At 62.7% G+C, this 13,786-nt stretch carries 9 protein-coding genes and 1 pseudogene; 3 read left to right on the top strand and 7 right to left on the bottom strand.

Annotation, left to right across the window (positions count from 1 at the left end; all coding sequences use genetic code 11):
* Window positions 1-34 precede the first annotated feature (34 nt).
* Window positions 35-625 (top strand): RNA polymerase sigma factor SigX, encoded by a 591-nt coding sequence (gene sigX, locus ACM6IM_RS12000; RefSeq protein ID WP_092303030.1) that lies wholly within the window; start codon window positions 35-37, stop codon window positions 623-625.
* 108 nt (window positions 626-733) lie between these two features.
* Window positions 734-1,768 (top strand): OmpA family protein, encoded by a 1,035-nt coding sequence (locus ACM6IM_RS11995; RefSeq protein ID WP_414865235.1) that lies wholly within the window; start codon window positions 734-736, stop codon window positions 1,766-1,768.
* A gap of 97 nt (window positions 1,769-1,865) precedes the next feature.
* On the opposite strand, the gene cobA is transcribed toward ACM6IM_RS11995, so the two are convergent.
* From cobA to ACM6IM_RS11960, 7 genes and pseudogenes are all read right to left on the bottom strand, one after another.
* On the bottom strand, window positions 1,866-2,630 hold the full coding sequence (gene cobA, locus ACM6IM_RS11990) for a uroporphyrinogen-III C-methyltransferase (protein WP_414865234.1): 765 nt from the start codon (window positions 2,628-2,630) through the stop codon (window positions 1,866-1,868).
* Between the two features lie 10 nt (window positions 2,631-2,640).
* Window positions 2,641-5,358 (bottom strand): molybdopterin-dependent oxidoreductase, encoded by a 2,718-nt coding sequence (locus tag ACM6IM_RS11985; RefSeq protein WP_414865233.1) that lies wholly within the window; start codon window positions 5,356-5,358, stop codon window positions 2,641-2,643.
* A 47-nt stretch (window positions 5,359-5,405) separates the two neighbouring features.
* A pseudogene (locus ACM6IM_RS11980) lies at window positions 5,406-6,605 on the bottom strand (NAD(P)/FAD-dependent oxidoreductase); the annotation flags it as partial.
* Between the two features lie 1,190 nt (window positions 6,606-7,795).
* On the bottom strand, window positions 7,796-9,466 hold the full coding sequence (locus tag ACM6IM_RS11975; RefSeq protein WP_414865232.1) for a protein kinase domain-containing protein: 1,671 nt from the start codon (window positions 9,464-9,466) through the stop codon (window positions 7,796-7,798).
* A 7-nt stretch (window positions 9,467-9,473) separates the two neighbouring features.
* Window positions 9,474-10,685, bottom strand: a complete 1,212-nt coding sequence (locus ACM6IM_RS11970; RefSeq protein ID WP_414865231.1) for a nitrate/nitrite transporter — start codon at window positions 10,683-10,685, stop codon at window positions 9,474-9,476.
* 340 nt (window positions 10,686-11,025) lie between these two features.
* A complete protein-coding gene (locus tag ACM6IM_RS11965; RefSeq protein ID WP_084318725.1) occupies window positions 11,026-11,601 on the bottom strand; it encodes an ANTAR domain-containing response regulator in 576 nt (191 codons plus the stop codon).
* 15 nt (window positions 11,602-11,616) lie between these two features.
* The gene (locus ACM6IM_RS11960; RefSeq protein WP_414865230.1) at window positions 11,617-12,828 is read right to left on the bottom strand and encodes a CmpA/NrtA family ABC transporter substrate-binding protein; all 1,212 of its coding nucleotides are present in this window, start codon (window positions 12,826-12,828) and stop codon (window positions 11,617-11,619) included.
* Between the two features lie 226 nt (window positions 12,829-13,054).
* Between ACM6IM_RS11960 and ACM6IM_RS11955 the strand changes: the two genes are divergently transcribed.
* Complete coding sequence (locus tag ACM6IM_RS11955; protein WP_414865229.1) at window positions 13,055-13,783, top strand: AraC family transcriptional regulator; 729 nt, start codon at window positions 13,055-13,057, stop codon at window positions 13,781-13,783.
* Window positions 13,784-13,786 lie beyond the last annotated feature (3 nt).

Genomic DNA, 13,786 nt, shown 5'->3' with positions numbered 1-13,786 from the left:
GCGGACATTGACCTGACTGTCGGCCTGACTTGTTTTGAATAAAGCTCAACCGCTCTCCACGCGCTACGACCCCCGCGAGCTCTCTGATGAGGAGTTGGTCGCGCGCTCGCATACCGAGCTGTTTCACGTGACGCGCGCCTATGAAGAATTGATGCGGCGTTACCAGCGAACATTATTTAACGTCTGTGCACGATATCTTGGGAACGATCGCGACGCGGACGATGTCTGTCAGGAAGTGATGTTGAAGGTGCTGTATGGGCTGAAGAATTTCGAGGGGAAATCGAAGTTCAAGACATGGCTATATAGCATCACGTACAACGAATGCATCACGCAGTATCGGAAAGAACGGCGAAAGCGTCGCTTGATGGATGCTTTGAGTCTGGACCCCCTCGAGGAAGCGTCTGAAGAAAAGGCGCCGAAACCCGAGGAAAAGGGTGGACTTGATCGCTGGTTGGTGCATGTGAACCCGATTGACCGTGAAATTCTGGTGCTACGATTTGTCGCAGAGCTGGAGTTTCAGGAGATCGCAGACATCATGCATATGGGCTTGAGTGCAACAAAAATGCGTTACAAACGTGCTCTAGATAAATTGCGTGAGAAATTTGCAGGTATTGCTGAAACTTAGTTCGGCGCAAATTATCTCTTACGTGTAGGCAAGTTCTGATAGAATTGCCGCCGAGTTGTCCCCCGGTTTGCGGGACTGATTCACAATCACCAGATGGGGATTTAACGGATGAAACTGAAAAACACCTTGGGCTTGGCCATTGGTTCTTTGATTGCGGCCACTTCGGTCGGCGCACTGGCACAAGGCCAAGGCGCAGTTGAAATCGAAGGTTTCGCGAAGAAAGAGTACTACGACAGCCAACGCGATTTCAAAAACGACGGCAACCTGTTCGGTGGTTCGGTTGGTTACTTCCTGACCGACGACGTTGAACTGCGTCTGGGCTACGACGAAGTGCACAACGTGCGTAGCGACTCTGGCAAGAACATCAAGGGCTCCAACACTGCCCTGGACGCTCTGTACCACTTCAACAACCCAGGCGACATGCTGCGTCCGTACGTCTCCGCTGGTTTCTCTGACCAGAGCATCGGCCAGAACGACCGCGGTGGTCGTGACGGTTCCACCTTCGCCAACGTTGGCGGCGGTGCCAAGCTGTACTTCACTGACAACTTCTACGCCCGTGCCGGCGTTGAAGCTCAGTACAACATCGACAAGGGCGACACCGAGTGGGCTCCTAGCGTCGGTATCGGTGTGAACTTCGGTGGCGGCTCCAAGCCTGCTGCTGCTCCAGTTCCAGCACCGGCTGAAGTCTGCTCCGACAGCGACAACGATGGCGTTTGCGACAACGTTGACAAGTGCCCTGACACCCCAGCCAACGTCACTGTTGACGCTGATGGCTGCCCAGCCGTTGCTGAAGTTGTCCGCGTAGAGCTGGACGTCAAGTTCGATTTCGACAAATCTGTTGTTAAAACCAACAGCTACGGCGACATCAAGAACCTGGCTGACTTCATGAAGCAGTACCCATCCACCACCACTACTGTTGAAGGTCACACTGACTCCGTCGGTCCTGACGCTTACAACCAGAAACTGTCCGAGCGTCGTGCAAACGCCGTTAAGCAGGTTCTGACCAACCAGTACGGTGTTGAGTCGTCCCGCGTTCAGTCCGTTGGCTACGGCGAATCCCGCCCAGTTGCTGACAACGCCACTGACGCTGGTCGCGCTGTTAACCGTCGCGTAGAAGCGCAGGTTGAAGCTCAAGCTAAGTAATTAGCTCGCAGCTCTGAGAAAAGCCCGGCTCAGGCCGGGCTTTTCTTTGTCTGCGATTTGGGTTTTGAAGAGCGCCGGCTGATGGCTTGGGTGGAATTTAGCCCATGGCGCGCGTCTGTTCATCGCCAGCAGGCTCGCTCCCACAGGACAGGCTGGTTGCAGCGGCGACGGCGCCGATCACCAGGATGGCAGGGCTTTTCAGCTCGAAGTGACGGGCGTCTTCTTCCATGGCGCTCAGGTCGCTGCGGCATTCTCGCTGATGCGCCAAAGAAGCGTTTTCGATCATGGCCACGGGCGTATCCGCCGCCAGGCCTCCCAGCAGCAATTGCTCGCGTATTTCACTCAGCTTGGCCACGCCCATGTAGACCACCAGGGTCGTACCGCCCTGGGCCAAGGCCTTCCAGTTCAGGCTGCTGCCATCCTGAGTGTGCGCCGTCACCAGCGTCACGCCTCGGGCGACGCCCCTCAGGGTCAGCGGAATATCGCACTGTGTCGCGCCCGCCAGTCCGGCCGTGATGCCATTGACCAGCTCGACCTCCACGCCGCGCTCGCGCAGCCACTGCGCCTCTTCACCGCCCCGGCCAAAAATGCACGGATCGCCACCCTTGAGCCGCACCACGCATTTGCCCTGGCGGGCGTAACGCAGCATCAACCGATGGATGAATGCCTGTGGCGTGGAGCGGCAGCCACCGCGTTTTCCCACGGCAATGATCCGCGCGCGAGGGCAATGCTCAAGAACGGCTTCGTTCACCAGATCGTCGATCAGTACCACGTCCGCTTCGTTCAAGGCGCGGACAGCCTTGAGGGTCAGCAATTCCGGATCGCCGGGACCCGCACCCACCAGCCAGACTTTTGCGCTCATAGTGTTTTCCTCACGAGGTGACGGCGACCGGCTGCGCAGTGGCGGCCAGCAAACGCTTGATTTCCGGAACACAGGAGCCGCATTGCGTGCCGCAGCCCAGCGTCTGTTTCAAACCTTGCAGATCCAGGCCACGGCGGATGCCGGCACAGACCGCGTCCTGGCTGACGTTCTTGCAGTTGCACAGGGTTTTGTTGCCGCTGGTCGCTGCGCTGGCGTTGCCTGGCGGCGCGCTCAGCGGTGCGAGCAACCAGCGACGCAGTGGTTCGTCGACACGGCCTTGCAGCCACAAGTCCTGCAGCCAGTGTTGGGCAAGGGTTTCGCCGGCCAGGCGAATCGCCGTGATGCGACCGTTGTCGATGCGTACCCGTTTGCCGATGGCGCGCCGAGGATCGTCGTAGGCCAGGACCGGGCCCTCGTCGAGCCCCAGGCAGCGGTCGATGTCGCGCAGCACTTGTGCATCGGGCGCAGCGGCGTTGGCAGCGCGGATCAGCAGTGCAGGGCGCTCGCGGCCGGTCAGACTGAGGCTGGCGTAGGAAAACGCCTCACAGAGCGGTCGCAGGGTCTCGAAGTGGTGTTGCACATTGCCTTCGATCAGGGCGAAGAACGTCCACGGCAAGTCTGCGGGGTCGAGTCTTACCCCGGTGTGCTTGAGCTCCGGTTGTTTGGACAGCGGGTCGAACGCCGGTTGGGTGATGGCGTTGACCCCGCCTTTGAGAAAGCGATCCCCCCAGTGCATGGGCAGGAATGCCTGGCCGGGGCGCACGCTGTCGTCGCCCCCGACGGCGACGATCACTGCGCCACGACGGCTTTTCAGGCTGACCAGTTCGCCGGGTTGCAGTCCATGCTGCTGCAAATCGTCCGGGTGCAGGCTCAGCACGGCTTCACTGACATGCCCGAACAATTGCGCGGCGGTGCCGGTGCGGCTCATGCCGTGCCATTGATCGCGCAGGCGACCGGTGATCAGCGTCAGCGGGAAGTCGCCGTCGCGTTGTTCCTTGGCGGCGCAATACGGATCGGCGATGAACCGCGCGCGTCCGCTGGCGGTGGGGAACACCCCGTCGGTATAAAGCCGTGGCGTGCCTTCACTCGCGCCAGCGGGGAAGGGCCACTGCTGCGGACCGAGGCGATCGATCAGTGCATGGCTGATGCCCGACAGATCCAGGTCACGCCCACGGGTCAGTTGTTTGTATTCATCGAAGAGCTGCGCCGGGGCGTCGAAGGCAAACAGGGATGGCTGCCCGGGGCGTAACAGTTTTTCCAGACGCTGTGCGAAATCCACGGTGATTGCCCAGTCGGGACGTGCTTCACCGGGTGCGGCCACTGCCCGGCGCACGTGGGAAATGCGCCGCTCCGAGTTGGTCACCGTGCCTTCCTTTTCCCCCCAACTGGCGGCGGGTAACAGCAGGTCGGCAAACCCGGCGGTTTCGGTGGTCCGAAAGGCTTCCTGCAATACCACGAACGGGCAGGCTTGCAGTGCGGCGCGCACGGCATTCTGGTCCGGCATCGATTGCGCGGGATTGGTACAGGCGATCCATAACGCCTTGATGGTGCCGTTGCGCACCTGCTCGAACAATTCGACAGCCGGCAGGCCAGTGTTCTCGGGCAGTTGATCGACGCCCCAGTAAGCCGCCACCTCGGCGCGATGTTCGGCATTGGCGGCTTCGCGGTGCCCGGGCAGCAGGTTGGAAAGGCTGCCGGTTTCGCGACCGCCCATGGCATTCGGCTGACCGGTCAGGGAGAAAGGTCCCGCACCCGGACGACCGATTTGTCCGGTGGCCAGGTGTAGGTTGATCAGTGCGCTGTTTTTCGCGCTGCCGGCAGTGGACTGGTTCAGGCCCATGCACCACAGTGACAGGAAGCTGGGGGAGGTGCCGATCCAGCGTGCACATTGCTGCAGTTGCTCAACGTCGATGGCGCACAACTGCGACACCACCTGCGGGGTGTAGTCGCGTACCAGCTCCTTCAGTTCCGCGAGCCCTTCGGTATGGGCCTCGATGAAGTCGCGGTCGATCCAGTCTTCCCACAGCAACAGGTAAAGGATCCCATGGAACAGGGCGACATCGGTGCCCGGCAGAATCGCCAGGTGCAGGTCGGCCAGATCGCAGGTGTCGGTGCGGCGAGGGTCGATGACGATGACTTTCATCTCGGGGCGGCGCGCCTTGGCCTCTTCCAGGCGACGAAACAGGACCGGGTGGGCGTAGGCCATGTTGCTGCCGACAATCATCACGCAGTCGCTCGATTCCAGGTCCTCGTAGCTGCACGGGGGGGCATCGGCGCCCAGGCTGCGCTTGTAGCCGACCACCGCCGATGACATGCACAGCCGCGAATTGCTGTCGATGTTGTTGGTGCCGACCAGTGCCCGCGCCAGTTTGTTGAAGCTGTAGTAATCCTCGGTCAGCAATTGCCCGGAGATGTAGAACGCGACGCTGTCCGGGCCGTGTTCGGCGAGGGTGCTGGCGAACACGCTGGCGGCGTGATCGAGGGCGCTGTCCCAATCGGTGCGGCTGCGCGCCAGGCCTTTGCCCAGGCGCAGTTCCGGGTACAACGCGCGGGCCGTGAGGTCGCCGGTCAGGTGCAGGGTCGAGCCCTTGCTGCACAGTTTGCCGAGGTTGGCCGGGTGTGCCGGATCGCCACTGACACCGAGGATGTGCTCGCCGTCATGTTCGATCAGCACGCCACAGCCGACGCCGCAGTAGCAGCAGGTGGACGCGGTGGTCTGGCGGTTCATCAGCTGGCTTCCCGCAGGTGGTGCTGCACATCGTCATTCGGTTGCAGGCGGCCGAACATCAGGCGATCGCGGATGGCGGCAATGTCGAGGTTCTCGCGGATCTGCTGGAAATACTCGCCGCCATCCACCGTGTCGCCGTACAGGCAGGCGCCGACCAGCACGTCGTCCTTGATCACCAGCTTCTTGTAGATGCCGCTGATCGGGTCGCTGAGGGTGATGGTTTCGGTGCCTTCGCCCCCCATGAAGTCGCCGGCGGAAAACAGGTCGATGCCGGTCACTTTCAGTTTGGTCGAAGTCACCGAGCCCTTGTAGGTGGCGAAGCCCAGGCGGGCCAGGTGGTTGGCGCAGACCTTGGCCTGTTCGAACAGTGGCGCGACCAGGCCATAGGCCGTACCCCGATGACTGGCGCATTCGCCGATGGCATAGACCCTTGGGTCATAGGTTTGCATCGTGTCATTGACCAGAATCCCGCGATGGCAGGGCAGGCCGGATGCCTCCGCGAGCTCTGTCGCCGGACGGATGCCGGCGGCCATGACCACCAGGTCGGCGGGGATGAGGTCGCCGTTGCTGAATTCCACTGAACCGACCCGGCCATTGCCGGCATCGTGCAACGCTCTGGTTTGCTCGCGTAGACGAAAATGCAGGCCACGCGCTTCGAGCGCAGTTTGCAGCATACGGCCGCTGACGTTATCCAGTTGCCGCTCCAGCAGCCACTCGCCGTTGTGCACCACGGTGACGTGCATGCCGCGCAGCATCAGACCGTTCGCCGCTTCCAGGCCGAGCAGGCCGCCGCCGATCACCACCGCGTGGCGGTGGGTCCTGGCGGTGTCGATCATCAGTCGGGTGTCGGCGATGTCGCGGTAGCCGATCACGCCGTGCAGGGTGTTGCCCGGAATCGGCAATATGAAAGGGGTCGAACCGGTGGCGATCAGCAGGCGATCGTATTCGGCTTCGGTGCCGTCTTCGGCGATGACCCGGCGCTTGATCCGATCGATCTGTACCACTTTGCGGTTGAGCAGCAGCTTGATGCCGTGGTCCTGATACCAGTTCAGGTCGTTGAGCACGATGTCTTCGAAGCTTTGCTCACCCGCCAGCACTGGCGACAGCAGGATGCGGTTGTAGTTGGCGTGGGGCTCGGCGCCAAAGACAGTGATGTCGTACAGCTCGTCACTCAGCTTGAGCAACTCTTCGAGGGTACGAACGCCGGCCATGCCGTTGCCGATCATCACCAGTTTGAGTTTTTTCATCAGCTTCTCCCGCGTGTTCGACAAATCGCGCGCAAACAAAAAAGGCGTCCCGCCAGTAATCTAGCGAGGACGCCTTTGTCCGGATCCCGTTCTCTCGGGAAGCGCACCCTTCATCGTTGAAGGCTGGGCTTTATGTTTGATGAAAGAGGTAATGCAGCGGTTGTGCCAAGTTGTTCCTGCGTTGATTTTATTGGGGATTTCGTCTGGGCAGGGGTTGGGCGGTGCACCGAATCGAAGCGGGTTGCCCGGTAATGGAGCGAGAGGTGATGGGCTGGTCGGCTGTTATCGCGGTTCATGGACAGGGTGAATATCCATTGTTGGGGTAACGGCGACTTAAGGTTCCGCCCTTACGGCGGGTCACTTTGGGGCCCCAAAGTAACCAAAAGGCTCTGCCCCTGACGTTCGGTGCCTCGCCTAGGCTCGGCATCCCCTCGCTCCGGTCCTGCTCCGTGGGCCCGCCGCCATCGGCCATCCATGGCCGGGGGCGGCTACCGCGGCATCCTTGCCGCGGTGCCCACTGCGCAGAACCTCCACTCGGCCTCTCGAGGGGGCGTGCACCGCCACAGCACCCGAGGCGGCCTACCGGCCGGCCTGGCTCTCGAGTTGCGGACCCTGTAGGAGCGAGCTTGCTCGCGAAGAATGTCCAGACACCGCGGGCATTCAGACGACCCGCGTTATCGTTCACGAACATCGCGAGCAAGCTCGCTCCTACAGTGGAGTGCGTCGGCTTTTGATCTGCGTCGTCAGATGGACGCGGACCGTGTAGGAGCGAGCATGCTCGCGAGAACGTTCAGACACCGCAGGCATTCAGGCTCCGGTGTCATCGTTCACGACCATCGCGAGCAGGCTCGCTCCCACAGAAAAGCCGACCTGTTATGCATTTGGCGTTGCTTTTGATCTGGCTTTTGATCTTGATCTGCCCCATCGGAAGGCCGAGCGCAGGTTCTGCGCAGTGGGCAAACCGGCATGGATGCCGGTTTAGCCGCCGCCGGCCATGGATGGCCGATGGCGGCGGGCCCACGGAGCAGGACCGGAGCGAGGGTATGCCGAGCCTAGGCGAGGCACCGTACGTCAGGGGATAAAAGCGCTTGGTTACTTGGCGCTCTTCCAAGTAACCCGCTGTAAGAGCGGAACCGTAATAAGCCATCACCCATAAAACGGATATTCACCAAACCCAACTCAACGCCCCCCTACCCATGAACCAACAAAACCAACAACACCAAATTCCCCACCAACGAAAACAACGCCAACGTCCGCCACACCTTCAACGGCTCGCGCTCCAGCAGCGGTCTGGGTCTCACGCTCAGGCTTCGCCGTTCACCCTGTTCCAATACCAGCAGCCATTCCTCTGCCGTCTCGAAACGTTGCCCCGGGTCCGCCGCCACCGCACGTTCCAGGCTGTGTGCGACCCATTCCGGCAAGTCGGGGCGGTAGCGACTGGCACTGACCGGCACGCCAAACCGTGGACGCTGGAAGGCTTCGATTTCGCCGTAGGGGTAGTGCCCGGTCAGGAGGAAATATAAGGTCACGCCCACCGCGTACAAGTCCTGTTGCGGCGTGGGTGGATCACCGCGAAAGGCCTCCGGTGCGATGTAGCTGGGCGTTCCGGGCAACGCCGAAGGCTGATCCTCGGACAGGCCGGGGCAGTAGGCCAGGCCGAAGTCCAGCAGGCGCAGCTCGCCGTCGTCCCCCAGCAGCAGGTTCTCCGGCTTGATATCGCGGTGCAGGATCTGCCGGCGATGCAGCATGCCCACCGCGCGCAGCAGGCGCTCTGCCAGGTCCAGCCATTGCGCCAGCGGCAGCGTTGCATTGCCTTCAACCCGTTGCGCCAGGGTCGAACCGGCGTATTCGCGCATCACGTAATACAAATGCTGGCGTTGACTGCTGGCGTGCACTTCGGGGAAATGCCGCCCGGCGACCCGTTTGAGAAACCATTCCTCGGACAGCAACGCCTGCCCGGCCAGGTGATCGTCGTGCAGGGCCGCCGGCAGGGTTTTCAACAGCCAGGGTTGTTGCTGGGCGTCGCGGACCCGATAGAGCCGCGACTGCTGGCTCTGCCCGACGATCCCTTCGACCTGCCAGCCCTCGAAGACCTGGCCCGGTTTCAGCGCAGGCGGCAAGGGCCATTGCTGCAAATGAATCAGCGCATCGCCGATGCTGGTTTCGCCGAGGGCATCGACCCGCACCAACAGGGCGCTGGCATTGTCCTGGCTGCCGGCCAGATGCGCCGCATTCACCAGGGTTTGCGCGGCGCTCTGCAGGTCCGGTTGATCGCGCAGGATGGCGGCGATGGCGGTGTCGCCCAGCACGGCCCAGATGCCGTCGCTGAGCAGCACGAAACGCTCATCGAGGCGCAACTCGCCGTCGAGGAAATCCAGCACCAGATGCTGGTCGAGACCCAGGGCGCGTTTCAGCACATGCTGCATGCCCGGCTGGTCCCAGACATGGTCTTCGCTGATCCGTTGCAACTGATCGGCGTGCCAGCGGTACACCCGGCAGTCGCCGACATGGGCCAGGGTGAACCGCCGGCCACGCATGACCAGGGCACTGACCGTGGTCAGCAGCGGTTGCCCGCCGCCGTTGGCCTGCAACCAGCGATTCTGCGCCAGCAACAGGCGGTCCAGCGCCTGGGCGACGCCCCAGGTTTCCGGGGTGGCGTAATAGTCCAGGGCCAATGCCTGCAAGGTCGAGCGGGCAGCCAGCCCGCCATCGGCGCACTGGCTGACGCCGTCGGCGATGGCGAACAGGTAACCCTTGCTCGCCGCCAGCGCCGGTGCCGGCGTGACCAGGCGCAGGGCGTCCTGGTTCTCCTCGCGGGGGCCGATGGCGCTGGCTTCGGCGAAACTCAGCTGCAGGCTCATTCAGGCCTCAGACCCGTGCGGCGGTGACAGCGGCCGAACCCCAGGTGGTCCTCCAGCGACGCTTGACGGCATGCAGGCCGAACCAGGCGAGGACGCCGAGGCTGGCGAACAACCACAAGGCCAGTTGATAGCTGCCGGTGCTCTGCTTGATCGCGCCCATCCCGGCCGCGAGGGCGAAGCCGCCGATGCCGCCGGCCATGCCGATCAACCCGGTCATCACACCGATTTCGCGGCGGAAGCGCTGAGGCACCAATTGGAACACCGCGCCGTTACCCGCACCCAAACCGAGCATGGTGCAGACGAACAGGGCCAGGGCCGCATAGGAACTTGGCAAGTTGAAACCCACCGCCGCGATGCAGATCGCCGCCACCGTGTACATGCCCAGCAAGGTGCGAATGCCGCCGAAACGGTCGGCCAGGGCACCGCCCAACGGGCGCATCAGGCTGCCACCGAACACGCAGGCCGCAGTGTAGTAACCGGCGGTGACCGGGCTCAGGCCATATTGGTCGTTGAAGTAGCCGGGCAGGGCGCTGGCCAGGCCGATGAAGCCACCGAAGGTCACGCAGTAGAAGAACATGAACCACCAGCTGTCGCGGTCGCCCAGGGCCTTGAAGTAGTCGGCCATCGACTTGGCCTTGGGCCGCTCGGGCGCGTTTTTCGCCAGGCAGGCAAAGACGATCAGGGTCAGGACCAGCGGGATCACGGCGAAACCGAACACGTTGCTCCAGCCGAACGCAGCCGCCAGCACCGGAGCGATCAACGCCGCCAGCACGGTGCCCGAGTTACCGGCCCCGGCGATGCCCATGGCCTTGCCTTGGTGCTGCGGCGGATACCATTGCGAGGCCAGCGGCAGGGCCACGGCGAAGGAAGCACCGGCCATGCCGAGGAACAGACCCAGCACCAGCGCCTGTTCGTAGCTGTGGATACCCAGTTTCCAGGCGCCGAACAGCGCGCAAATGACGATCACCTGGCCAATCAGCCCGGCGGTCTTGGGCGACAGGCGATCGGCGAGCATGCCCATGATGAAACGCAGGATGGCGCCGGCCAGGATCGGCGTGGCGACGACCATGCCCCGTTGTTGCGTGGTCAGGTGCAGATCGCCGGCAATTTGCACTGCCAGTGGGCCCAGCAGGTACCAGACCATGAAGCTCAGGTCGAAATAGAGAAAGGCCGCGAACAGGGTCGGGGTATGGCCGGATTTCCAGAAGCTTGAATTCATCGCGCACCTCAGCTGTGAGTCGTCTCGAGAAGGAGTCATGAGCTTGCAGGTGGGAGGCCGCAACGGCCGCACCACCGGCCCCGGGCTGTGGGGCCAAAACAAAAAAACGCCGCCACCGGATTCGCCATGGGCCAATCAGGTGAGCGACGTCTTTGTCGTAGGTGGGGCAACCGCCGTTGGTTACCTGTGCCGATTACTTAGCGAGATCTGTGCCAACACTTCGAAACCGAGTCGCCCCTATCGCGAGCAGGCTCGCTCCCACACTGGGTTTTCGGTGCTCAAAAGATCCCTGTGGGAGCGAGCCTGCTCGCGATGGGGCCAGAAAGGGCGATACAGAACCTCAGCCGAGCAACTCACTCATCGCGATAATCTGCTCCGCCACCTGGATCAGCTTCTGCTGCCGGCTCATGGCCTGGCGGCGCATGAGGGTGTAGGCCTCTTCCTCGTTGCAGTCCTTCATTTTCATCAGCAGCCCCTTGGCCAGCTCGATGCGCTTGCGCTCGGCCAGTTGCAGGTCGCGGGCATGGAGCTGGGCGCGCAGGGCCTGGTCGCTTTCGAAGCGGGCCATGGCCACGTCCAGAATCGGCTGCAGGCGCTGGGCGTGAATGCCTTCGACGATGTAGGCGCTGACCCCGGACTTGATCGCCTGGCGCATCACATCGGGGTCATGCTCGTCGGTGAACATCACGATCGGGCGCGGTTGGTCGCGGCTGACCAAGACCACTTGTTCCATCACATCGCGGCTCGGTGACTCGGTATCGATCAGGATCACGTCCGGGCGCACCGTTTCGACGCGTGCGGGCAGGTCGATGGTCAGGCCGGATTCGTCGATCACTTCGAATCCGGCTTCGGTCAGGGCGGCCTTCAGCCGGCCGACTTTCTTCGCGGTGTCATTGATCAGCAGGATACGCAACATGTTCGCAGTCTCCTGTCAGCGGCTGGCGAGTAGGGGCGAGCTGTCGCTCATGGCATGCAGCTTGAAACCACGGGCGTAGCCGACAGGGTCCGAGCCATCCCAGATCTTGCCGTCGATCAACTGGCTGCTGCGCATTTCCAGGCTCGACGCCGCGATGCCGACGGCGCTGGCGGCCTCTTTGTACACGTCCAGTTGCTGGACCTGCCGGGCCACCGCGAGGTAGTCCGGGTCGTCCCGCAGCAAGCCCCAGCGGCGGAACTGAGTCATGAACCACATGCCGTCGGACAGGTACGGCAGGTTCACTTCGCCATTGCCATGCAGGCGCAGGGCGTGCGGGTCCTGCCAGCGATTGCCGAGGCCGTCGACGTAATCGCCGAGCAATCGCGGCTCGATGCAGTCGAGCGGCGCGTCGAGGTACTGCGGGGCGCTCAGCAGCTGCGCGGTACTGCGGCGGTTTTCACTGCTTTGCTCGATGAAGCGACTGGCTTGCAGGATCGCCATCACCAGTGCCCGGGCGGTGTTGGGGTATTGTTCGACGAAGGCGCGGGTGCAGCCCAGGACTTTCTCCGGGTGGTCGGGCCAGATGGTCTGGGTGGTGGCCAGCGTGAAGCCGAGGTTCTGCTTCACCGCGCTGGCGGACCAGGGCTCACCGACGCAGAAACCGTCGATCCGTCCCGCTTGCAGGTGCGCGACCATTTGCGGCGGAGGCACCACCACGCTGTCGACGTCGTGCAAGGGATGGATGCCCTGGCTCGCCAGCCAGTAATACAGCCACATGGCGTGGGTGCCGGTCGGGAAGGTCTGGGCAAAGGTGAGTTTTGGTCGAGTTTGGTGCACGTGGCGGTCCAGTGCCTCAGGACCGGTCACGCCCAGCGCCTGCAACCCCTGGGACAGGTTGATGCTCTGGCCGTTCTGGTTCAGCCCCATGAGCACCGCCATGTCGGTGGCGGCCACGCCGCCGATGCCCAGGTGCACCGCATAGATCAGGCCATAGAGGCTGTGGGCGGCATCCAGTTCGCCACTGACCAGTTTGTCCCGCAGGTTGGCCCAGGATGACTGGCGCTTGAGGTTCAAGGTCAGCCCGTAAGGCTGGGCGAAACCCTGGGTGGCGGCGACCACCACCGAGGCGCAGTCGCTCAGGGCCATGAAACCGAGATTGATTTCGGTCTTTTCCGGGGCATCGCTGCCGTTGACCCAGGCCAATGGGCCGGCTGATGGTTCGTTCATCGCGTCTTCACCTTGCAAAAAAAAGCGTCGTCCCGCGTCCTCGCATGCAAGGCCGGGTGACGACGCCGTTGTCCTGACACTCATCGCGCCGTTGCCATGAGTGCTGATGTATGTGGGGGTGCAAGGCATATGCCAGAGCGGCGTTCATCAGTTTTTCATCAGGACTTCCCGGGCCCGGTCTTTCATCCTGCCGAACCTTCCTCGTCAGGCCGAACAGCAGATGGGCATGCCCCCCGAACCCCTTCACCTCACACCCATCCCCGGCGGTCGCTGTGGCGAACGCGTGATGCATTTGCGTGTCGGCAGGTCGAACCTGCTCCTGGGGACGACGCCGTGCAGTCGCTTGCCCGGTGGTTGGGAAGGGTTGGTCGCGGTCAACGACGAACTGCACCTGCACGGTGGCGAGGTGCAGGTGCTGCCGTTGTCGCCGGCGCGGCTGGTGAAATTGCAGGTGTTCATCGACCTGAGCGATGCGTTGATCGGCCAACGGCAAAACCCCGCTTCATGGGCGTCGTTGCCGGTGAGCCTGGACACCGTTCGCTCGGACCGTGCCCTGGAGCACTGGTACATCGCGCAGGCACTGGGCGGTAGCCCGGCCTTCCAGGCCTTCGCCAACGTGTTGCGGCACACCGAGAGTTACGAGCTGGTGCGATTCCTCTTGGAGCAGGGCACCCGCAGCGAAAAACTCGCGGACCTGGCGCAGCGTTACGGCGTTTCGGTGTCGCACTTCCGGCGCCTGTGCCGCCAGGCGCTGGGCAAGGCCGCCAAGCCTGAATTGCGCGGCTGGCGCACGGCCCGGGCGTTGCTCAACATGAGTCTGCAGGGCGGTTCGCTGACCGATGTCGCGCTGGAACTGGGCTTCGCCTCGTCTTCGCATTTCTCGAGAGAAATTCGCCAGCTGGTGGGGTTCACGCCCAGCAGTCTGTGCGACATCACCTACCTGCCGGGAAAGTGAGCC

Origin of the sequence: Pseudomonas sp. IT-P12, from assembly GCF_949767465.1 — a bacterium.
Taxonomy (GTDB): Bacteria; Pseudomonadota; Gammaproteobacteria; order Pseudomonadales; family Pseudomonadaceae; genus Aquipseudomonas.
The sequence above is the reverse complement of the archived record's forward strand: the minus strand, read 5'-3'. Positions and strand labels throughout refer to the sequence as shown.

Bases quoted from the DNA above. Each gene is read 5' to 3' on its own strand.
- ACM6IM_RS11975 (WP_414865232.1), bottom strand. From the start codon at position 9,466: ATGAGCCTGCAGCTGAGTTTCGCCGAAGCCAGCGCCATCGGCCCCCGC.
- ACM6IM_RS11955 (WP_414865229.1), top strand. From the start codon at position 13,055: ATGCCCCCCGAACCCCTTCACCTCACACCCATCCCCGGCGGTCGCTGT.
- ACM6IM_RS11965 (WP_084318725.1), bottom strand. From the start codon at position 11,601: ATGTTGCGTATCCTGCTGATCAATGACACCGCGAAGAAAGTCGGCCGG.
- ACM6IM_RS11995 (WP_414865235.1), top strand. From the start codon at position 734: ATGAAACTGAAAAACACCTTGGGCTTGGCCATTGGTTCTTTGATTGCG.
- ACM6IM_RS11985 (WP_414865233.1), bottom strand. From the start codon at position 5,358: ATGAACCGCCAGACCACCGCGTCCACCTGCTGCTACTGCGGCGTCGGC.
- ACM6IM_RS11960 (WP_414865230.1), bottom strand. From the start codon at position 12,828: ATGAACGAACCATCAGCCGGCCCATTGGCCTGGGTCAACGGCAGCGAT.
- ACM6IM_RS11970 (WP_414865231.1), bottom strand. From the start codon at position 10,685: ATGAATTCAAGCTTCTGGAAATCCGGCCATACCCCGACCCTGTTCGCG.
- cobA (WP_414865234.1), bottom strand. From the start codon at position 2,630: ATGAGCGCAAAAGTCTGGCTGGTGGGTGCGGGTCCCGGCGATCCGGAA.